Genomic DNA, 20,765 nt, shown 5'->3' with positions numbered 1-20,765 from the left:
CCGTTCTTGCGCTGTTTCAGTGTTGGCTAATCGATCGATTTGCCAAGTTCGCCAGCGACTTCCTGAATAAACTGCCAGGCAACACGGCCCGAACGGCTGCCGCGTGTAACGGTCCATTCCTTGGCACGTGCATGCAGCTCTTCGGTCGGGATATCGATCCCGAATTCCTTGGCATAGCCTTCGATAATCTCGAAATAGACGTCTTGCGAGATATTGTGGAAGCCAAGCCAAAGACCGAACCTGTCCGATAGGGAGACCTTTTCCTCGACCGCCTCGGACGGGTTGATCGCCGTGGAGCGTTCATTTTCAATCATGTCACGCGCCATCAGGTGGCGGCGGTTTGACGTCGCATAGAAGATCACATTCTTTGGACGGCCTTCAATACCGCCATCAAGGACCGCCTTCAGTGACTTGTAGCTTTCATCATGCATGTCAAATGACAGGTCATCGCAGAACAAAATCGTGCGGCGACCGCCTTCTTGCAGGATGTGCAAAAGGTCGGGCAGGGTCGGAATATCTTCACGATGAATTTCGACCAGTGCCAGCGATGCTGGGCTTTCGGCATTGATCTTGGCATGCATCGCCTTGACGATGGAGCTTTTACCGGTTCCACGCGCGCCCCAAAGCAATGCGTTGTTGGCAGGCAGGCCATCGGCAAAGCGCTTGGTGTTGTTATACAGGATTTCCTTTTGCTGCCCGATACCCTGAAGAAGCCCGATATCGACCCGGTTCACGTTCCGAACCGGTTGCAAGTAGCTTGTTCGTGCCTGCCAGACAAAGGCATCGGCAGCGCTCAGATCATTTTTGGCGCGCGCGGGCGGTGCCATGCGTTCAAGCGCTGTGGCAATTCGTTCGAGTGTGGGCAAAAGTTTATCGAAATCGCTACTCATCGGGGCCTCTTGGGTGTTTCTTTTTTCCGGTGACGTTTTTTGTTGGCCGGAAAGCTAGCACATTAGGATGCCAATGGAAGTGTTTGTTCTAAGGGCCTTCGTGCAACACAAGGTGAACAAAAGCACACAAGTGCCGATTTTACCGCTTTGAAACCGGTTCTCCCTTGCTTTGGCGTAACACCCCGTTATATTCCGGCAGTTGATATTTTTTGTTCTGAGGAATTAGGAGTTCCTAATGTTTATTTCGACGGCTTACGCTCAGGCCGCTGGTGGTGCAGATGGTGCTGGTGCACTGATGCAGTTTGCGCCGCTGATCCTGATTTTTGTTGTTTTCTATTTCCTGCTTATTCGTCCTCAGCAGAAAAAGCAGAAAGAACATAAGGCAATGCTTGAGGCGATCCGTCGTGGCGACAAGATCGTCACCGCTGGTGGCCTGATTGGTACCGTTGCCAAGGTTGTTGGCGACGATGAACTGTCGGTCGAGATCGCCGAAGGTGTGAAAGTCAAAGTCGCACGTGGCATGGTTTCAACGGTTCTTTCAAAAACCGAACCGGCCAAAAGCGATGCCAAAGACGAAAAAGAAGAAAAAGCAGAAGAGACCAAGAAAGACTAATCTCTTCGTATCAAGTGAGGCGGGGCAGTTGGCTCCGCCTTCTTGCTTTTTGCCGGTGGCCTGAAGCGGTACCAAATACCCGTTGTTCCAAGAACCTTGGAACCAGACCAAGGTTGACCCTGACAGATCCGGTCACAAACACATGCTTTATTTTACCAAATGGAAAGCAGCACTGGTCCTTCTGGTGTGTGCTTTGGGCGCAATCTACGCTGCGCCAAACTTCCTGCCGGCGGGCACTCTGGCGACTGAATCCAGTTACCTGCCGGGCAAACAGATCAATCTCGGCCTCGATCTTCGTGGCGGCTCGCACATGCTGCTTGAAGTCGACACCGACAGTGTCCTGCGCGAACGTTATGACGCGCTTGCCGATGCGATCCGCACTGAACTGCGTCAGGAACAAATCCGTAACCGTCCGCGTGAAGCCACGGCCAACGGTGCCGAGATTACCATTCTGCGGGCCGATGACGTTGAAAAAGCGCGTGAAATCGCGCGCACCGCGGAACCGAATACCGAACTAAGCGGCGAGGGGAACAACATCGTTGTGACCTATAACGAAGTCGCTTATCGCGAACTGATTGACCGTGCGATTGCACAGTCGCTGGAGGTTGTCCGTCGTCGCGTTGACGAACTGGGCACCACCGAGCCATCCATCCAGCGCCAGGGCGAAAACCGCATCGTTGTTCAGGTTCCGGGTCTTGATGATCCGTCGCGCCTGCGCGACATCCTGGGCCGTACGGCAAAGATGAACTTCCATCTTGTGAATAACGAAAAAACGGCAGCCGATGCACGTGCGACCGGCCTTCCGCCGGGAACCATGATCCTGCCGTCTGCAGATGAAGGCGATGGTATCCGTGAATATCTGATTGATCGTCGTATCGTTGTCTCAGGTGACAACCTTGTCGACTCTCAGCCGACCTTCAGTGACGGCCGCCCGGTTGTTTCCTTCCGCTTTGATGCGGCGGGTGGCGCGCGATTTGGCGATATCACAAGCAAAAATGCCGGTCGCGGTCTTGCCATCGTTCTTGATGGTGAAGTCATTTCAGCACCGCGCATTAACGAACCGATCCTTGGCGGTAATGGTATCATTACCGGCCAGTTCAGCGTGCAGGAAGCCAACGACCTTTCCCTGCTTCTGCGTGCTGGTGCATTGCCTGCACCGATGCAGATCCTTGAAGAACGCTCGGTTGGTCCTGGCCTTGGTCAGGATTCGGTCGAGGCCGGCGAATTTGCTGCCGTGCTTGGTCTGGTCTTTGTGATTGCCTTCATGGTGATCAGCTATGGCCGGTTTGGCGTCTATGCCGACATCGCGCTTATGATGAACCTGATCCTTGTTCTGGCGGTGATGTCTGTTCTTCAGGCGACCCTGACCTTGCCGGGGATTGCGGGTATCGTTCTGACCGTCGGTATGGCGGTTGATGCCAACGTGCTGATCTTTGAACGCATCCGCGAGGAACGCCGCAACGGCCGTACAATCATCAATGCGATCGATGCCGGTTATCGCAGCGCCATGTCGACCATTCTAGATGCCAACATCACGACGCTGATTGCAGCCCTTGTGCTGTTTAGCTTCGGGTCTGGTCCGATCAAGGGCTTTGCCGTGACACTGGCCATCGGCATTATCACCTCAATGTTCTCGGCGATCTGGCTGACCCGACTGCTCATCGCAGCATGGGTAAAACGCAGCCGTCCGACCGAGTTGGTCATTTAAGGAAGGGAACAGGGAAGATATGAAACCTTTACATCTTATCCCGGATGACGTGAATATCCCGTTCCTTAAATTCCGGAAGATATTCTATATCGCGTCTTTGCTGATGGTGCTGGCCTCGGTCGGTTTGTTCTTCACCAAGGGCCTTAACTTCGGGATCGATTTCCGGGGCGGCATTCTGGTTGAAATCAAGACCAATGGTCCGGCCGATATCAACGCACTGCGTGACAATCTTGGTAGCCTCGGCCTTGGCGATGTTTCCATTCAGGAATTCGGCGAGCCGGATGATGTCCTGATCCAGTTGCAGCGGCAGGATGGGGATGAAGAAGCCCAGATGGCGGCCCTTGCGGCTGTCACCAACGCACTTGGTGATGACGTCACCATTCGCCGTAGTGAACTTGTCGGTCCGAAAGTCGGTGGCGAGCTCAAGGAAGCCGGATTCTATTCGGTCGTGATCTCGTTGTTCCTGATCATGGTCTATATCTGGGTTCGGTTTGAATGGCAGTTCGCTGTCGCATCGGTTGCAGCCTTGCTGCATGACGTCCTGATCACCATTGGTTTCTTTGTGATTACCGGTGTTCAGTTCGATCTTGCGACCTTGGCAGCGGTTCTGACGGTGGCGGGTTATTCCATTAACGATACGGTTGTTGTGTTTGACCGTATCCGCGAATACCTGCGCAAGTTCCGCAAGATGGAAATACCGGATTTGCTGGATCTGTCGATCAACTCGACGCTTTCGCGCACGACCATGACGTCGTTTACGACGTTGTTGGCACTCATTGCCTTGTTCGTGTTCGGCGGCGAAGCGATCCGTGGTTTCACCATGGCGTTGATATTTGGCATCGTGATCGGGACCTATTCATCGATCTGTGTCGCGTCACCGCTACTGATTGTGCTTCGCCTCAAACGTAAAATTCCCGAGGCAGAGGAAGGCCAGGAAGCTGGCGCCTGATCCACCGGGTTGGATTTATAGACATTTACACTATGGCCGGGTTTGTGAGAAAACAAACCCGGCCATTTCTTTGCGGGATTTGATCGTTTGCGGTCTTTCGTTTCCGTGCCTAGAGAGCCGATAAAAAGTCCACTAAGAACTGGCTGCAACCGATGAAACCCCATATCGCATCAACTCCCGAACATCGCGCAAATTTGATCGGTAGCATCTGGATGATGGCTGCTATGGTGGCGTTTTCCTTTGAGGATGCGTTTGTTAAGGCTGTTTCGGAAACCCATGCCGTCGGTCAGGTCCTGGTTGTGTTTGGGGTCGGTGGGGCGCTGCTGTTTGCAGTTGTCGCGCGGATCAACAAACAGCGCTTGCTTAATCCTGACGTGCTGTCGCGTGCGATGGGCATACGGATCGTTTTTGAAGTTATTGGCCGGTTGTTTTATGTCCTCGCACTGGCATTAACGCCGCTTTCATCGACGACCGCAATTCTTCAGGCAACGCCGATTATTGTCGTTCTTGGAGCCGCCGTTCTGTTTGGCGAAAAGGTGGGCTGGAGAAGATGGACGGCAATCATCGTCGGATTGATTGGCGTTTTGATTATTTTGCGTCCGACAGCTGACAGCTTTTCTGCGTTATCCCTGCTTGCCGTGATTGGCACGATTGGCTTTGCCGGGCGTGATCTTGCCAGCCGTGCCGCTCCTGTATCACTAAGCACCTCCATCCTCGGTTTCTATGGCTTTGTGGCCATTATCCTGGCTGGCATCGTGTTTTCATTGTGGGATGGAAAAGCGTTCACATGGATGAATCCGCAAAGTGCTCTGTATTTCGTTGGCGCAATCCTGATGGGGGCGTTTGCCTACGCCGCCTTAATGAAAGCGATGCGCAGTGGCGATGTTTCCGCAGTTACGCCATTTAGGTACACCCGCTTGTTGTTTGGTATTGCATTGGGCATGATCCTGTTTGGCGAGGAACTGGACATGCTGATGATGATCGGTTGCGGTATCGTCGTTTTATCCGGATTGTTCATTCTTTGGCGTAGAAAAATTACCGAAGAGCACCTCGACACTCCGTGAAATCCAGACTAAGTCCAATTCAGATTAATCGAACAACCGCAAATGGGGCCAGCATGTCTCTTGAAGTAAGTACCTTGGTCGCCGAAGGCAGTAAAATGGTCACCAGCTATGGCGACGGCATTTTTCGATTTGGCGAAGAAACGGTTACGGGATCAATCCTGCTGTTTCCTGAAGCCGTCTATTCATGGAACGTCACGACAAAGGACGACATCACGCCGGAATCTTTTTCCCGGGTGATCGAAAGGGCCGACGAAATCGAGATCCTGTTGCTTGGCATGGGGACACGTCTAACACCTGTCCCGCTTGAGTGGCGTCAGGTGCTCAAGCCGCATGGCATTGTCATTGAGCCAATGGATACCGGTGCTGCTTGCCGGACCTACAATGTTCTGGTGTCTGAAGCACGCCGCGTTGCAGCGGCCATGATTGCTGTCTGACGCTTACGCAAAGAACTTCTGCAGTTCATGGCGGATATCAAGCACGCTTGAAAAAAGTGCCGCCGGCCCCGGGGCCTGATCAATTGGGAAGACATCCCCACACAGAAATACGTTTTTCCATGGTGCTCGTAGTTGCTGTCGGCTGGCAGCCATTCCCGGCGTCATTTCAGGAAACGGAGCTTCGGCGTTGATGAACAAGTGGTTGGGATGCAGTGCATTGTCCGCATTATCCGATCGCGTTTGCAAATCAAGATTAAGGTACTGGTCGCAGAGCCAAACACAACGTTGCCAGACAAGCTGTGCAAATTGATCGGCGTTCTGGGTATCTTGCAGCTGCAAGCTGCTGTTCAGGCTTACCTGAAGATGACGACGATTGCAGTAGATCGCACGCACGATATCATCACTGACCAACAGAGCTTGTGGCTCAGCAAATGGTTTTCGCATTTCAAACGTCATGCAGCGCCGATGCGCAGGTGCGGGAGATATCCCGATATCGGGCACCGCATCGCATAATGGTTTGGGGTGCAGGGCCAGAACAACGGCATCATCAGGGTTCAGAACAATCTGACTGTCATCTTCGAACAGCAAATCGGTCGCGTAGTCCGAAGTGCTGTCAATATCGCCGAGTTTTGTTCGACTTTTGATGGTCCCACCCGCAGCAAGGAACCGTTCACGCAGGGCAGGCAGGGCGATATCGTTAAGGATAATCGGATCAATCGCCGCAAACACCGGTTCATGATGGCGCGCCAGCATCCCGCGCAACCTTGGCACCAGAACCCGTGCCAACAGGGACTTTGAACATCGATGGGCAGGCATGGAAAACAGAACTTCGGCCAGAACAGTAAGCGCATCACGATGATAGGTGCCGGGCTGATGGGCTTTGTCGTCAGAGTCAAATGCACCCGATGAGAACGTGCTGTCGAGCCGGTTTTCTTCACTGGCAGATCGTTGTTGCCAAAGTGTCAGTGCGGTATAGGCACGCGCCGCAATGCTTATACGCCGGGAAATCAGCGCCCGCGATATACCCTGGTCAAGCGACACAATAGCGGGTTTGCGACGCCCCCGTTTCAATCCCATCACACAATGGGCCGGTCTGATCAGTTTTGCGGGGATTTCCGGGTAGCCCGCAAAGAAGTCGGCGACCAGCCCCGACGGATCATAAAATATCTCTGGCTCTGCTGTTTTGTGGCTTTCGGGTGCTGTATGCATGCCGCGCGTCCAGCGGCTTTCAAATGGTTCGGCTTCATCATACAGCGTTACGCCAAAGCCGCCCTCGGCCATGCAGGTGGCAAGTGCCGAACCTGCCAGACCGCCGCCGATAATGTGTAAGCTTCCGGACGCAAATGATGCCATATGCCTGAGCCAATTTAGTTGTTATACAGAGGCCAGAGAACGATGTGCTACATAGTCGTACCAAGTCAGAAGTCATAATAACCTTAACATCAGAACAGCTTACAAGCCATGGATGAAATCACGACCGAACTTGACAACCTGAACGAAGAGGTGATCGGCCACATGAATTCGTGGGTCGATATGCTTGGCGGCGGGGAGATCGGAAGGCTTGTTGGAGCTGCCTTGGTGCTGCTTGTTTTCTTTATCTTCAAGCGGGTTCTGGTGCGTGGTGCGCTTGCTATCTTGCGTCGGATTGCACACCAGCGTTCAGAAAGCATGATGGGCAATGTGCTTGATGCCTTTGCCCTGCCTTTGCAGGCTTTGTTCATGCTGCTTGGCGTTTATTTCGCGACCGAGGTGCTAACACTCCCCGAAGAAATTGATGCCTTTGCTGTTGAGGCTATTTCAGTCGCGGCTGGTTTCTGTGTCTTTTGGGCGCTGTTTCGCGCTGTTGAGCCGTTGGGGGTATCGTTAAATCGGCTGGTCGGCCGGTTTGGTGCCGGGCTTGGCGATGATCTCAGGCAATTCTTCATCCGTGGGGTAAAGACCCTGATCGTCGTTATTGGCGGCGTTATCATTCTTGAAAACTGGGGCATTGATGTTTCAGCGTTCCTGGGTGGTCTTGGTCTTGCCGGGATGGCGGTTGCGTTGGCGGCAAAGGATTCCGTGGCCAATATTTTTGGTGGGCTGACGATTTTCGCCGACAACCTGTATAAGCGCGGCGACTGGATCGAAACACCGCACTTCGAAGGAACGGTTGAGGTTGTGGGCCTGCGGGCGACCAAGGTACGTACCTTTGCCAAGGCCTTGGTTACGATGCCGAACGCCCAGATCGTTGATTCGCCCGTGATCAACTGGTCGCGCATGACACATCGTCGGATCAAGATGGTGATTGGTCTGGAATACCGAACGACCGCCAAACAAATGGAGGCGATCGTCGACAAGCTGCGCGATTTTCTGAAGAACGATGAAGATGTCGCCCAGACCGATGTCGCCCAAATGGTGCATTTGTCTGACTTTGGTGCCAGTTCGATCAATATTGATCTTTATTACTTCACCACAACCACCGACTGGGTGACATGGCGCGATATCCGCAATCGTCATATCATTGCTTTCAAACGTATTGTCGAGGAAGAGGACGCAGCTTTCGCATTCCCGTCGCAATCGCTATATGTCGAAAGCATGCCGGAGATCATCAACAGCCAAAAAGACGATCAACGTTCAGAACGTAAGATCGGTTAGGATAAATGCCCGATACGCCAAAGCTTTCCCACTGTGCCGACTATGTCAGGCGCCATGACCGGGACCGTTTCCTGTGTGCGCTGTTTGCGGCGCCGGAAAAACGGGAATCACTGTTCACGCTGTACGCCTTTAATCAGGAAGTCTCCAAAACGCGCGAGATGGTCAGTGAAGTCATGCTGGGCCATATCCGCTTGCAATGGTGGCGTGACACCCTGACCGAATTGGGCGAGGGGCAGGTGCGCAAGCACGAAGTTGTTGAGCCACTGGCTGATCTGGTGAAGGACGGGCATCTTGCGATTGCCGACCTTGAGGCGATTGTTGCCGCGCGCGAGTTTGATCTTGAAGATCGCCAACCTGCCACACAGCAGGAACTTGATCGCTATATTGATCAAACGTCCGGGCAGATCAGTGTTCTGGCGTCAAGGCTGCTTGGGGCAGGTGGCGACGATGCAGACCATGCGGCACGGCTTGCAGGCAATGCGTATGGCCTGGTCGGCATCATGCGGGCCATCGTGTTCCATGGCCGATCAAAACGCCTTTATCTGCCCAAGGATCGGATGGAGCATCACGAAGTCGCGCAAGGCGACGTTTTCGAGTTCCGTAAAAAACAGGAAATTCGGGAATTCATTCGCGAACTGGCTGAATTGGCGCGTGCCCGCATTGCCGAAGCCCGCAAACATCGCAGCGCGTTGCCAAAACAGGCCCACGCCGCCGCATTGCCGGTTGTTCTAGCCGACGGGTACCTCCGCAAGCTTGCCAAATCCGGATATGATCCGTTTTCTGCCGAATTCGGTTTGGCGCGACCGGCAAGTCTTCGGTTGACCCTTAACGGGATGCTCAAGAGATATTGATCCGATATCGCTTGTCTCATGACCATTGTATAAATATCTCTTAGAGTGACAACAAAGGTCAGGACAGCACTGAACTGTACGTGGTAGCGTTGGTAACCCTTTGATATCTGGCGCAAGATGCGGGCATGCCCGACATGAGGACCAAGATGGCACATTTGATAAAAAAGACCCGGAAACGGTGGTTTAGCGGCCTGATGTTTGTCGGGATGCTGTGCCTGTCTGTCATGATTGTTTCTCAGGCCCGTGCCGCAAGTATTGAGCCGTTCGTGGGTTCCTATCATGGCACGACCATCGAGCATGCTGAAAACGAGCTTCAAGCCCGTGATCTTGATGTGGTCATCAAGGAGACCGAACGCGGCTTTATCGTCGATTGGTCAACGGTCATCCACAAGCCAGACGGACGTGAAAAAACCGTCTCTCTGGATGTCGAGTTTTACGCAACCGAGCGTGCTGACATCTATGGCAGCGCCATGCGTTCGGGGCTGTTCGGAAAACGCATTCCCAATGACCCGCTCAAAGGCGAACCATTTTTCTGGGCACGGATTGTTGATAAGACCCTGACCATTCACGCGCTTTATATCAATGATGAAGGCGGATATGAGATGCAGGTCTACAAGCGCACGCTCGACGATGATGGCAATCTTGATCTGATCTTTCGCCGGTTCCGTGACGGGGAACAAATCCGCGATGTTACGGGCAAGCTGACACGCCAACCTGATCGCTATTGATCGCTCCTGTCGGGTCGAAGAAAAAAAAGCCGCATCGAAAGTGATGCGGCTTTTTTGATTTTCAGGCGGCGTTCACCGTGCTGAGCCACTCATCAAACAGCGGAATGGCACGATCACTATAAAGCTTTTTACGATCACGGCCCTTGACCCGTTTCTTGAGATCAAGATCCGGGAAGAGGCCGAAATTCACATTCATCGGCTGGAAGGTGCTTTCATCGGCACCGCCGGTGATGTGGTTCAATAGGGCGCCCATGGCGGTTGCAAGCGGCGGCGTCGGGATGGTTTTTCCTGCTTTTTCGGCTGCGGTAAACCGTCCAACCATCAGACCGACGGCTGCACTTTCAACATATCCTTCACAGCCTGTAATCTGACCGGCAAAGCGGAGATCAGGACGTGATTTAAGGCGCAGATTCCCATCCAAAAGTCGTGGCGAGTTCAGGAAGGTGTTGCGGTGAATGCCACCAAGACGGGCGAATTCGGCATTTTCCAGCCCCGGAATGGTGCGGAAGACTTCAACCTGTGCGCCGTATTTCAGTTTGGTCTGGAAACCGACCATATTGTAAAGCGTGCCAAGCGCGTTGTCCTGACGCAGCTGAACGATTGCGCGTGGCTTTTCTTTCGGATTATGCGGGTTGGTCAGGCCAACCGGTTTCATCGGGCCGTGACGCAGCGTTTCGCGCCCACGTTCCGCCATGACTTCGATCGGAAGGCATCCATCGAAATAGGGGGTGTCTTTTTCCCAGTCCTTGAATTCGGTTTTTTCGCCCTCGATCAGGGCATCGATAAAGCGGTTATACTCATCTTCATACATCGGGCAGTTGATGTAGTCCTTGCCGTCGCCCTTGTCATACCGCGACTGGAACCATGCCTTCTCGAAATCAATACTGTCCTTGTAGACAATCGGTGCGATCGCATCGAAGAAGGCAAGGCTTTCCTCGCCGGTTGCCTTGCGAATGGCATCGGCAAGCGCACCGGATGTCAGCGGTCCGGTCGCAATGATGGTATGTTCCCATTCTTCTGGCGGCAGACCATCAATTTCGCCGCGCTCCATCGTGATCAAAGGATGGTTTTCAAGCGCGTTTGTGACGGCCTCGGAAAAACCTTCGCGGTCAACGGCCAGTGCACCACCGGCAGGTACCTTATGCTGATCAGCGCACCGCATGATGATCGACCCGGCACGGCGCATTTCATCATGGATCAGGCCGACAGCATTGTATTCCTTATCATCGGAGCGGAATGAATTCGAACAGACCAGCTCAGCACATTTGTCGGTATGGTGTGCATCGGTCGGGCGCGTCGGGCGCATTTCATGCAGGATGACGGGCACACCGGCTTCTGCCAATTGCCAGGCGGCTTCGCTGCCTGCCAGACCGGCGCCAATAATATGAACAGGCTTGACCGTATTCACGTGTGCGAACTCCTTGCCATAGTGGGTTTTGATAACGTGGCACACACATAGCGGTCCATGGGGGCAGATTTCAAGTCAATTGCACCGCAAGCAGAGCAAACCTGTTCACATTGTCCTGCATAACCGAAATTTTCACACCACCACATCCCAACCGTCTTACAGGACAGAGCCGTTCTGTCCCGATAACGTGAAGATGGCATTCCATGAGCTACCCGCATCATCCCTATGGCTACGAACCTACCCATTGTCCGGTGATCGGCCTTGTGCCGCGTCGACGGCACGTCATGGATGCAGAGTTTGTCGGGGGCACAAAAGAGCCCGAGAGCAGCGATGGTGACGCGCACAGCGATCACAAGGAAAGACGTCTTGGATTTCCATTCGGCGGCGCGGGCGAGGGCGCATTTGGCCCCGCCGATATCGAAGGCATGATCGAATATGTGGTTGCCACCCGTCAGGGATGGCGATCCTCGATGGTGATCCGGTCTTTCCTGCGTTGGTGGCGCGAAGATGATGATGCCGATACCAGGGCCGCACAGGATAGAAAGCAATCAGATGCCATCATCATGCTTTTGGCTTTGAACCAGGGCCGAGATGGTTTCGTGCAGGGATATCTAAACGATCTCAAACACGAACAGCTTGATCGGCCCAGGTTGGTGCCACCGGCAAATCCGGTTGAGGTGGCCTTTAACAAAAGTCTGCGTATCGCCGCCCTTGCCTTGGCACTTTCGCCGATTGTCCTTGTCTTCGCGGTCCTGTTTTTTGTGCAGGTCGACAACCTTATCAGCACCGGTAATGGCAAAGTGTTTGGTTTCAGCTACGACCTGTTGTTCGTGGTCGGCAGTTTTGGTGCCATCGGCGCCCTGACCAGCATGATGATGCGCCTTGGCAAGGATGTGCCGTGGGGGGAAATGGAACCGGCTTCGGTATTCTTTAATTTCTTGTTCCGGCCCTGTATGGGGTTCTGCTTTGCGATCATCGTCCTTCTGGCGCTTAGGGCCGGGATGTTGCCAATCCCCCTTGATGAGCTGCACAAGATTGATGATCTCGACCAAATCAGCCAATCAGCCGCCGCAGGTCAGCAGATATCCATCGTGCTTGTCTTTGCCTTCCTGTCGGGATTTAGCGAACGGCTGAGTACTGCGCTGGTCAAGCGGGTTGAAGACAGGGTCACGAATTCGGGCTAAGCCAAAACGAAAAGGGCAGCTTTATGCTGCCCTTATGTCTTATTCCAGTCCGAGATGGCGTTTTAGATAGCGCCCTGTGTAACTGCGTTCATTGCCCATAATGTCTTCCGGTGTTCCGGCACCGACCAGTTGGCCGCCGCCATCACCCCCCTCAGGGCCGATATCAATAATCCAGTCCGCAGTCTTGATAACATCAAGGTTGTGTTCGATCACGACAACCGTATTGCCCTGATCGACAAGCGTATGCAGCACTTCCAGAAGTTTGCGGATATCATGGAAATGAAGCCCAGTTGTCGGCTCATCAAGGATATAGATCGTCCGGCCAGTCGCCCGTTTTGACAGTTCCTTGGCAAGCTTCACACGTTGGGCTTCGCCACCCGACAGGGTCGTGGCCTGCTGCCCCAGATGGATATAGGAAAGCCCGACCTGTTTAAGGGTTTCCATCTTGTCACGGATGGACGGAACGGCCTTGAAGAAATCGGCACCTTCTTCGACTGTCATATCAAGGACGTCGGATATCGATTTGCCTTTAAACGATATTTCCAATGTTTCGCGGTTGTAGCGATGGCCTTTGCACTGGTCACATTCGACATAAACGTCGGGCAGGAAGTGCATTTCAATTTTGATGACGCCATCGCCCTGGCATGCTTCGCAGCGTCCGCCCTTGACGTTGAATGAAAAACGACCGGGCTTGTAGCCGCGTGTTTTTGCCTCTGGCAATTGGGCGAACCATTCACGGATGGGTGTGAACGCACCGGTATAGGTCACCGGGTTGGAACGCGGGGTTCTGCCAATCGGGCTTTGGTCAATATCAATGATCTTGTCGATCAGCTCGACACCCTTGATCTCGTCATGCGCGCCAGGGTGATGGCGGGCATTATGCATCCGCTTGGCCAGCGCCTTATACAGCGTCTCAATCACAAGGCTTGATTTACCGCCGCCCGAAACCCCGGTCACGCAGATGAACTTGCCGAGTGGGAAATCTACATCAATGCCCTGCAGGTTGTTGGCAGTCGCCCCTTTGATGGTAATCGCCTTGCCATTGCCCTTGCGGCGTTCCTTTGGAACTGCGATCTGCTCAACACCAACAAGGTATTTACCCGTCAGGCTGTCTGGGTTTTGCTGGATCTGTTCCGGGGTACCTTCGGCAACGATACGGCCGCCATGAATACCCGCACCCGGGCCCATATCCACAACATAGTCGGCCGCCCGAATGGCGTCTTCGTCATGTTCAACGACAAGAACCGTGTTGCCAAGGTCGCGCAACCGTTTCAGCGTTTCAAGCAGGCGGTCATTGTCGCGCTGATGCAGACCTATTGAAGGCTCATCAAGCACATACAAAACACCTGTCAGGCCCGAACCGATCTGGGACGCCAGCCGGATACGCTGGCTTTCGCCGCCGGAAAGGGTGCCGGATGTGCGCGACATCGATAAGTAATCCAGGCCGACATCGCGCAGGAATCGCAGACGATCATTGATTTCGCGAAGGATACGACGCGCAATCTCGGTTTCTTTTGCGTTCAGCTTATCTTCGAGTGCCAGGAACCAATCGGCGGCCTTGGCAATCGAAAGATCCGTGACCTGCGAAATGTCGCAGCCATCAACCTTTACCGCCAGTGCTTCGGGTTTCAGGCGTTTGCCCGCACAGGTCGGGCAGTGCGATACCATCTGGTATTTGGACAGTTCATCACGGGCCCACTGACTGTCGGTTTCACGCCAGCGTCGCGACATATTGGGAATGACACCTTCAAACGGACGCGAAACCTTATAGCTGCGTGATCCGTCATCATAGGTGACAGTCACTTCTTCGTCGCCAGATCCATGCAGGATGATGTCCTGTGCTTTCTTGGGCAGTTTTTCCCACGGCACATTGGTTTTGAAGTCGAAGTGCTTGGCGACCGATTTCAGGGTCTGGAGATAGTATTTCGATGTTGTGCTGGCCCATGGGGCCACAGCGCCGCCTTCAAGTGTTTTGCTTTCATCTGGCACGACCAGCATCGGGTCGAATTCCATTTGGGTTCCGAGGCCATCACAGGCCGGGCAGGCACCAAACGGGTTGTTGAATGAAAACAGTCGCGGTTCGATTTCCTCGATGGTGAAGCCGGATACCGGGCAGGCGAACTTTGCCGAAAAAACAGTGGTTTCGCCGGTTTTGGCATCTTCGGTCAAAACGATACCGTCGGTAAGTTCAAGCGCTGTTTCAAAACTGTCCGCCAGACGGGTTGAAATGCCATCCTTGACGATCAGGCGATCAACCACGATTGAAATATCGTGTTTGAGCTTCTTGTTCAGTTCTGGAGCTTCGTCGATGTCATACATTTCGCCATCGATTTTGACACGCTGGAAGCCGCGCGCGCGAAGTTCACGCAGTTCTTTTTTGTATTCACCTTTACGGCCACGCACGATCGGGGCCAGAAGGTAAAGACGCGTACCTTCCTCCATCTCCATCACGCGGTCGACCATTTGCGAAACGGTCTGACTGACAATCGGCAGACCTGTGGCGGGCGAATAGGGGATACCGACACGCGCCCACAACAGACGCATATAGTCATAAATCTCAGTCACGGTGCCGACGGTCGAACGCGGGTTTTTCGAGGTCGTCTTTTGTTCGATAGAAATGGCTGGTGACAGCCCGTCGATATATTCGACATCGGGCTTTTGCATTAGCTCAAGGAACTGGCGGGCATAGGCCGACAGGCTTTCGACATAGCGGCGCTGACCTTCGGCATAGATCGTATCAAAGGCCAGAGAACTTTTGCCTGATCCCGACAGACCGGTAATCACCACAAGGGAATCGCGCGGCAGTTCAACATCAATGTTCTGAAGGTTGTGTTCTTTCGCACCGCGAACCGAGATTTTCGTCAGCATGTCGGGCCTTTTGTTCCTGAATTGTTCGGAAAGTGTATAGAGGAGCCGTAAGCTATACGCAAGCGCACCCCTGACAGTTCCTGTCAGTATTTGTCAGGAGATCCGCAATTAACAACCCGATGCATGACAAAGCCACGAAAAAGCCCGCCGAACAAGACCGGCGGGCTTCATAAATCCTGTGACCGGAACGGTCAGGTTTTTGATCTGGCTTAGCCTTTGGTAACCGTACGACCGGTTGCACCGAGATCCTTGAAAGCTTCTTCGAGGCGTGCTGCCATCGACAGTTCAGCTTCGCGGATCCAGACGCGCGGATCATACTGTTTTTTGTAGGGCTGATCGGTTTCCGGGTCGACCTGATACTGGAACGCACGTGCGTTGGCTTCGACATACTCGCCAACCGGGCGGGCATAGGCGAACTGGGTATCGGTATCGATATTCATCTTGAAGCAGCCATAGCTGACAGCTTCTTCGATTTTCTCTTTTTCCGAACCGGAACCGCCATGGAATACGAAGTCGAGCGGGCGATCACCCAGACCGTGCTTTTCAGCCACGTATTTCTGGCTTTCCAGAAGGATCTCTGGGCGGAGCTTCACGTTGCCCGGCTTGTAAACGCCGTGCACGTTGCCAAACGCCGCCGCGACCGAGAAGTGACCAAGCGGCGAGAGACGACGATAAGCTTCTTCGACTTCTTCCGGGCGGGTGTAAAGGCGCGGATCGATTTCCTCAACCGAGGTATCAAGCTCATGCCCGATACCGTCTTCTTCTCCACCGGTGACGCCCAGTTCGATCTCAAGGCTCATCTCGATGGCGGACATCCGTTTCAGGAAGGTCTCGCAGGTCGCAAGGTTGTCTTCGACGGATTCTTCGGACAGATCCAGCATATGAGAGCTGTATAGCGCCTTGCCAGTTTCGGCATAGGCCTTTTCGCTCCATTTCAGCATTTCATCGACCCATGGCACAAACTTGCGGTTTGCGTGGTCGGTATGCATTACAACAGCAACGCCGTAATGTTCGGCCAGAAGCTGTGCATGACGCGCAGCAGATACGGCGCCGAGAACACGGGCCGCAGCAGCGTCCTTGATGCCCTTGCCGGCAAAGAACTGTGCACCACCATTCGAAAGCTGAATGATAATGTCAGAACCGGCATTTGCAGCAGCTTCAAGGGCTGCGTTCATCGTGCTTGAAGACGTAATATTGACGGCGGGAAGGGCGTAACCGTCCTGCTTGCAGGCAGAAACGAGTTCGCGATAGGCAGCACCGGTAACAACACCGGGTTTAACGGAAGGCATGTGGGTACTCCTCCTGGGGGTCAGAGTAAAAACAGATCAGCAGCAAAATCACCTGAAGACCCTGCATACAAACTGTTACAGAGCCCAATGCATCTTCGAAATGCTGTCTCAGGTCAAGGCTTTCCGTCATAGACTTTCGGAAAATATTGCGTTTGCTCAGGCGTAACTCTGTTGCACGCCCTTGATCCAGCTTCGCGTCACATTGAACTGATCATCAAACAAGATCATATCGGCCTGATAGCCAGGTGCCAAGCGCCCGAGAATATGACCAAGCCCCAGGAACTCCGCTGGATAAAGCGACGCCATGCGAAGTGCTTCACCAAGCCCGATTTCGGCCATTTCCATGCAATTGCGCACAGCTGAAATCATATCAAGGTCCGAACCCGCCAACGTCCCATCCGCAAGCGCGCACCGCCCATTAACTGCGATGATTTCCTCATCACCCAGCTTGAAGCGTTTATCGGTGGCGCCAACCGTTGGCATGGCGTCGGTGACCAACATCATCTTGCCCTTGGCTTTGGCACGTACGGCGGTTTTTATTACGGCAGGATGGACGTGAAACCCATCCGCAATCAGGCCACACCATGTACGATCATCAGAAAGGGCTGCACCGACAACACCCGGCTCCCGATGGCTCAGGGGGCTCATGGCATTAAATAGATGCGTAAAACCCTGCATGCCTTCATCGATTGCCGACATGATATCGTCGTAGGTGCCCGCGGTGTGTCCGGCGCAAACACGAACATCGCGGGCAACGAGCTTTGCGATTACACCTTTATCAAGCAGTTCCGGCGCAAGGGTTACCAAAGTGCATCCATTCCGAAGCCGGGAGACGAGTTCGATTGCATCAGGCTCCATCGGCCTGATCTGGTCGACCGAATGCACACCACGGCGCTTTAGATTAAGATACGGTCCCTCAAGGTGAATACCGATGACACCGGCAGCGCCGTTATCCAGCGCGCCTTGAACGGCGGCAATCGCGGCCTCCATCGTGTCACGAGAATCGGTAATCAGGGTTGGTAGCATGGATGTCGTGCCAAACCGGCGATGCGCAGCGACCATGGTTTTAATGGTTTCAAAATCGGGTGCATCATTCAGCAAGACACCGCCGCCGCCATTAACCTGCAGATCAATCAGACCGGGGGAGAGGGTTTGGCCACTGCCATCTATTGTTTTGATACCAGCTGGTAGATCGCTATCCGCAATAATTGCGTCGATCTTGCCATTCGCGACCAGAACAGAATGCCCGGACAGGAAGCGTGTTCCGTCAAAGAGTCGGGCATTTGATATGGCAAAGTCACTCACGCCTGGGTCTCCGGTTGCTGCGTATCCAAGTACGGTGGTCGCAGGATCAGCCCTGCGGTCGTGGACGGTTGGGCATCGTAATTGGATGATTTGATAGCGGCAACGACCTTAACGAACAATTGTGAAGAAGTCGTCTGCACCGCCCATTTTCGCGGACCGGCGAAATATTCGAACACGAACATTCCATACAACAAGGTTAACCATAAGCGTCGCTGGACGATCTTCATGGTTTGGTCGCAAAACTTTCACTTGTCTGCAACACTCGGCGTCTGGTGCATCTCTCTATTTCACGGCACTTTCGCTGCCTGGTTGCCGGAACACCAGGCAAACACTGGATCTTTGATCTTTTCAAAACTGCGCCCGCGATGAGCTTCATAGTGAACATATACGATGTTCACTTGATCATTTATTGGCGAGTTTTGTGTCATTTCGCCGCCCATTCGCACATCAAAAGTAAGTTTCCGAAAACTGTCACTTGAGCAAAACGGTCCTCAAGAACAAAACGAACGCCTAGCCGGTCGCCGAATTACGGGCGGCGTTCCGTGCCAAGTTTTCAATAGGGAGTTACTTGACCATGTTCCGCAAAACACTGATGGCTGCTGCTGCCGTGTTTGCCATTGGCAACACTGCACAGGCTGCAACCGAGATCACCTGGTGGCATGCAATGGACGGCGCACTTGGCGACGTTGTCAACCAGATCACCGAAGACTTCAACGCGAGCCAGGATGAATACAAACTCGTATCCATCAACAAGGGCGGCTACGAAGACACCATGACGGCCGGCATCGCAGCGTTCCGCGCGAAGAACCAGCCGAACATCATCCAGATCTTCGACGCAGGTGCTGCAACCATCATTAACGCCAAAGGCGCTGTTAAGCCGGTTCAGGATTTGCTTGAAGCAAACAACGTCAATTTCGACATCAATGATTACATCCCGGGTGTTCGTTACTTCTATGCCGATTCAGACGGCAAGATGATCGGCATGCCGTTCAACAGCTCGACCCCGCTTCTGTATTACAACAAAGAAGCGCTGGACAAAGCAGGTGTTGATGTTCCGAAAACCTGGCAGGAATTCGAAGCTGCTGCTCCGAAGCTGAAAGAAGCTGGTTACACCGCGCTTGCGCAGTCGCACAGCCCGTGGATCTTCTTCGAAAACTTCATGTCGCGTCACAACCTGCAGATGGCAACCGCCAACAACGGTTATGACAGCACCGATGTTGAAATCCTTTATAACAATGACGCTCTGAAAGATCACTGGCAGCACGTCAAGGATTGGAAAGACGCGGGTTACTATGGCTATTATGGCCGCGCATGGGGTGCGAACCAGGACGCGTTCGTGCAGCAGCAGGTCGCAATGTGGATCGGTTCTTCCGGTTCGTTTGGTGGCCTTCGCAAGTCCGCACAGTTTGACTTTGGCGCATCGACCCTTCCGTATTGGGAAGGTACCGGCGATGCACCGAAATCGACCTTTATCGGTGGTGCAGCACTGTTCGCATTCTCCGGTCATGATGCCGCGCAGGATGCCGGCGTTGCCGAATTCTTCAAATTCCTGACCAAGCCGGAAACCCAGTACTACTGGCACAAAGAAACCGGTTATGTCCCGATCACCAATGCCGCCTATGAGCTGGCCAAAGAAGATGGCTACTACAAGGAAAGCCCGGATGCAGAAGTCGGCATCACCCAGCTTTCTGAAGAAGGTGGCGAATGGACCAAGGGTTACCGTCTTGGCTTCTATGTTCAGATCCGCGAAGTGATTTATCGTGAAGTCGACAAGATCATGAACGGCGAAGAAACCGTTGATGCTGCCTTTGCGACCATCGAAGAAGAAGCAAACGGTCTGCTGAAGCGCTTCAACGATACCTACTCGAACTAATCTGCTTTTCGCCAAAGCGGGGCGGCCGATGATTTGGCCGCCCTGTTTTGCATTTTCTGATTTTGCTCTGAGGTTGCGTTCCCGATGAAGCGCGTACAATTTGAACACAGCGCGGTGCCATACCTATTTATCGCACCCCAAATTCTGATTATTTCCATATTTTTCCTGTGGCCTGCGGCCCAGGCGCTGTATCAGTCGTTTTTGCTTGAAGACGCCTTTGGCATGTCTTCGCAGTTCGTCTGGTTCCGCAATTTTGAAGATGTGCTGACAAGCAGTTCGTGGACACGATCTGCCATCTTTACCGTCGTGTTTTCCGTTCTTGTCTCCGTGCTTTCGATCGCGATTTCACTGTTTCTCGCAGTGCGTGCCGACGAGGCCATCCGCGGGGCAAAATCCTATAAAACGCTTCTGATGTGGGGCTATGCCATTGCGCCGCCGGTGGCGGGCCTTCTTGGCATCATGATGTTCAACCCGTTGATGGGGGACCTCTATAAGGCCTTCAACAGTTTCGGGTTTGAATTCAACCACATCGAAAACGCCAATGACGCGGCCTTCATCGTCATTCTGATCGCGGTCTGGAAACAGGTCAGTGTGAACTTCATCTTCTTCCTCTCAGGCCTTCAGGGGATTCCGAAGTCGGTTCAGGAAGCAGCGACCATTGACTGCAAGAGTCCTGAGCGTCGCTTCTGGACCATCACATTCCCGCTTCTGGCACCGACGACCTTCTTCCTGCTGGTGATCAACCTGACTTACGCTTTTTTCGAAACGTTCGGCATTATCGATGTTTCAACGAAAGGTGCCCCGGGTGGTTCAACCGCTACCCTTGTTTACAAGGTGTATGTCGATGGCTTCCTTGGCGCGGATATGGGCGGCAGTGCTGCGCAGTCAGTCTTGCTGATGATCATGGTCAGTGTCCTGACCGTGTTCCAGTTCCGCTTCATCGAACGCAAAGTGCATTATTAAGGGG

Annotated in this window: 17 protein-coding genes; 11 read left to right on the top strand and 6 right to left on the bottom strand. The window is 53.5% G+C overall.

Annotated features, from left to right (window positions below):
* Positions 1-26 precede the first annotated feature (26 nt).
* On the bottom strand, positions 27-890 hold the full coding sequence (locus tag AUQ41_RS17935) for an ATP-binding protein (RefSeq protein ID WP_063089630.1): 864 nt from the start codon (positions 888-890) through the stop codon (positions 27-29).
* Between the two features lie 235 nt (positions 891-1,125).
* On the opposite strand from AUQ41_RS17935, the gene yajC reads away from it, so the two are divergent.
* From yajC to AUQ41_RS17910, 5 genes are all read left to right on the top strand, one after another.
* Positions 1,126-1,503 carry a preprotein translocase subunit YajC gene (yajC, locus tag AUQ41_RS17930; RefSeq protein ID WP_063089628.1) on the top strand — a complete coding sequence of 126 codons (378 nt, stop codon included), beginning with the start codon at positions 1,126-1,128 and terminating at the stop codon, positions 1,501-1,503.
* A 142-nt stretch (positions 1,504-1,645) separates the two neighbouring features.
* Positions 1,646-3,211 (top strand): protein translocase subunit SecD, encoded by a 1,566-nt coding sequence (secD, locus tag AUQ41_RS21080; RefSeq protein WP_063089626.1) that lies wholly within the window; start codon positions 1,646-1,648, stop codon positions 3,209-3,211.
* Between the two features lie 19 nt (positions 3,212-3,230).
* Positions 3,231-4,160 (top strand): protein translocase subunit SecF, encoded by a 930-nt coding sequence (gene secF, locus AUQ41_RS21075; protein ID WP_008890998.1) that lies wholly within the window; start codon positions 3,231-3,233, stop codon positions 4,158-4,160.
* 152 nt (positions 4,161-4,312) lie between these two features.
* Positions 4,313-5,224 (top strand): DMT family transporter, encoded by a 912-nt coding sequence (locus AUQ41_RS17915; protein WP_063089624.1) that lies wholly within the window; start codon positions 4,313-4,315, stop codon positions 5,222-5,224.
* Positions 5,225-5,277: 53 nt separating this feature from the next.
* Positions 5,278-5,658 carry an Mth938-like domain-containing protein gene (locus AUQ41_RS17910; RefSeq protein ID WP_063089623.1) on the top strand — a complete coding sequence of 127 codons (381 nt, stop codon included), beginning with the start codon at positions 5,278-5,280 and terminating at the stop codon, positions 5,656-5,658.
* A 3-nt stretch (positions 5,659-5,661) separates the two neighbouring features.
* On the opposite strand, the gene AUQ41_RS17905 is transcribed toward AUQ41_RS17910, so the two are convergent.
* Complete coding sequence (locus AUQ41_RS17905; RefSeq protein WP_063089621.1) at positions 5,662-7,011, bottom strand: hypothetical protein; 1,350 nt, start codon at positions 7,009-7,011, stop codon at positions 5,662-5,664.
* A 108-nt stretch (positions 7,012-7,119) separates the two neighbouring features.
* Here AUQ41_RS17905 and AUQ41_RS17900 point away from each other — a divergent pair, with 108 nt between their 5' ends.
* From AUQ41_RS17900 to AUQ41_RS17890, 3 genes are all read left to right on the top strand, one after another.
* Positions 7,120-8,292, top strand: a complete 1,173-nt coding sequence (locus AUQ41_RS17900) for a mechanosensitive ion channel family protein (protein ID WP_063089620.1) — start codon at positions 7,120-7,122, stop codon at positions 8,290-8,292.
* Positions 8,293-8,297: 5 nt separating this feature from the next.
* Positions 8,298-9,143 carry a phytoene/squalene synthase family protein gene (locus AUQ41_RS17895; RefSeq protein WP_063089618.1) on the top strand — a complete coding sequence of 282 codons (846 nt, stop codon included), beginning with the start codon at positions 8,298-8,300 and terminating at the stop codon, positions 9,141-9,143.
* A 146-nt stretch (positions 9,144-9,289) separates the two neighbouring features.
* A complete protein-coding gene (locus AUQ41_RS17890) occupies positions 9,290-9,871 on the top strand; it encodes a hypothetical protein (protein ID WP_232308445.1) in 582 nt (193 codons plus the stop codon).
* Positions 9,872-9,932: 61 nt separating this feature from the next.
* On the opposite strand, the gene trmFO is transcribed toward AUQ41_RS17890, so the two are convergent.
* Positions 9,933-11,279, bottom strand: coding sequence for a methylenetetrahydrofolate--tRNA-(uracil(54)-C(5))-methyltransferase (FADH(2)-oxidizing) TrmFO (trmFO, locus tag AUQ41_RS17885; protein ID WP_063089615.1), 1,347 nt, complete (start codon positions 11,277-11,279; stop codon positions 9,933-9,935).
* A gap of 203 nt (positions 11,280-11,482) precedes the next feature.
* Between trmFO and AUQ41_RS17880 the strand changes: the two genes are divergently transcribed.
* Entirely contained in the window at positions 11,483-12,463 is a 981-nt protein-coding gene (locus tag AUQ41_RS17880) for a hypothetical protein (RefSeq protein ID WP_063089613.1), read from the top strand.
* Between the two features lie 39 nt (positions 12,464-12,502).
* Here AUQ41_RS17880 and uvrA read toward each other — a convergent pair whose 3' ends face one another.
* The 3 genes from uvrA to nagA all read right to left on the bottom strand — a co-directional run bounded on the left by uvrA (position 12,503) and on the right by nagA (position 17,925).
* Positions 12,503-15,331 carry an excinuclease ABC subunit UvrA gene (gene uvrA, locus AUQ41_RS17875; RefSeq protein ID WP_063089612.1) on the bottom strand — a complete coding sequence of 943 codons (2,829 nt, stop codon included), beginning with the start codon at positions 15,329-15,331 and terminating at the stop codon, positions 12,503-12,505.
* Positions 15,332-15,540: 209 nt separating this feature from the next.
* On the bottom strand, positions 15,541-16,620 hold the full coding sequence (gene fbaA, locus AUQ41_RS17870; protein ID WP_063089611.1) for a class II fructose-bisphosphate aldolase: 1,080 nt from the start codon (positions 16,618-16,620) through the stop codon (positions 15,541-15,543).
* A gap of 156 nt (positions 16,621-16,776) precedes the next feature.
* On the bottom strand, positions 16,777-17,925 hold the full coding sequence (gene nagA / locus AUQ41_RS17865) for an N-acetylglucosamine-6-phosphate deacetylase (RefSeq protein WP_063089609.1): 1,149 nt from the start codon (positions 17,923-17,925) through the stop codon (positions 16,777-16,779).
* Between the two features lie 574 nt (positions 17,926-18,499).
* Between nagA and AUQ41_RS17855 the strand changes: the two genes are divergently transcribed.
* Together AUQ41_RS17855 and AUQ41_RS17850 are read left to right on the top strand one after the other, a co-directional pair.
* Positions 18,500-19,798, top strand: a complete 1,299-nt coding sequence (locus AUQ41_RS17855) for an extracellular solute-binding protein (RefSeq protein ID WP_008891010.1) — start codon at positions 18,500-18,502, stop codon at positions 19,796-19,798.
* A gap of 84 nt (positions 19,799-19,882) precedes the next feature.
* Complete coding sequence (locus AUQ41_RS17850) at positions 19,883-20,761, top strand: ABC transporter permease subunit (RefSeq protein WP_063089606.1); 879 nt, start codon at positions 19,883-19,885, stop codon at positions 20,759-20,761.
* The last annotated feature ends 4 nt before the right edge of the window (positions 20,762-20,765 follow it).

Origin of the sequence: Thalassospira sp. MCCC 1A02898 (assembly GCF_001618185.1) — a bacterium.
In the GTDB taxonomy this organism is placed as follows: Bacteria; Pseudomonadota; Alphaproteobacteria; order Rhodospirillales; family Thalassospiraceae; genus Thalassospira; species Thalassospira tepidiphila.
This window is presented reverse-complemented; position numbering and strand designations above follow the sequence as displayed.

Coding starts and splice junctions, on each gene's coding strand:
- AUQ41_RS17880 (WP_063089613.1), top strand. CDS start 11,483: ATGAGCTACCCGCATCATCCCTATGGCTACGAACCTACCCATTGTCCG.
- fbaA (WP_063089611.1), bottom strand. CDS start 16,620: ATGCCTTCCGTTAAACCCGGTGTTGTTACCGGTGCTGCCTATCGCGAA.
- yajC (WP_063089628.1), top strand. CDS start 1,126: ATGTTTATTTCGACGGCTTACGCTCAGGCCGCTGGTGGTGCAGATGGT.
- AUQ41_RS17890 (WP_232308445.1), top strand. CDS start 9,290: ATGGCACATTTGATAAAAAAGACCCGGAAACGGTGGTTTAGCGGCCTG.
- AUQ41_RS17900 (WP_063089620.1), top strand. CDS start 7,120: ATGGATGAAATCACGACCGAACTTGACAACCTGAACGAAGAGGTGATC.
- AUQ41_RS17935 (WP_063089630.1), bottom strand. CDS start 890: ATGAGTAGCGATTTCGATAAACTTTTGCCCACACTCGAACGAATTGCC.
- AUQ41_RS17895 (WP_063089618.1), top strand. CDS start 8,298: ATGCCCGATACGCCAAAGCTTTCCCACTGTGCCGACTATGTCAGGCGC.
- AUQ41_RS17850 (WP_063089606.1), top strand. CDS start 19,883: ATGAAGCGCGTACAATTTGAACACAGCGCGGTGCCATACCTATTTATC.
- secD (WP_063089626.1), top strand. CDS start 1,646: ATGCTTTATTTTACCAAATGGAAAGCAGCACTGGTCCTTCTGGTGTGT.
- AUQ41_RS17915 (WP_063089624.1), top strand. CDS start 4,313: ATGAAACCCCATATCGCATCAACTCCCGAACATCGCGCAAATTTGATC.
- uvrA (WP_063089612.1), bottom strand. CDS start 15,331: ATGCTGACGAAAATCTCGGTTCGCGGTGCGAAAGAACACAACCTTCAG.
- secF (WP_008890998.1), top strand. CDS start 3,231: ATGAAACCTTTACATCTTATCCCGGATGACGTGAATATCCCGTTCCTT.
- AUQ41_RS17910 (WP_063089623.1), top strand. CDS start 5,278: ATGTCTCTTGAAGTAAGTACCTTGGTCGCCGAAGGCAGTAAAATGGTC.
- AUQ41_RS17855 (WP_008891010.1), top strand. CDS start 18,500: ATGTTCCGCAAAACACTGATGGCTGCTGCTGCCGTGTTTGCCATTGGC.
- AUQ41_RS17905 (WP_063089621.1), bottom strand. CDS start 7,011: ATGGCATCATTTGCGTCCGGAAGCTTACACATTATCGGCGGCGGTCTG.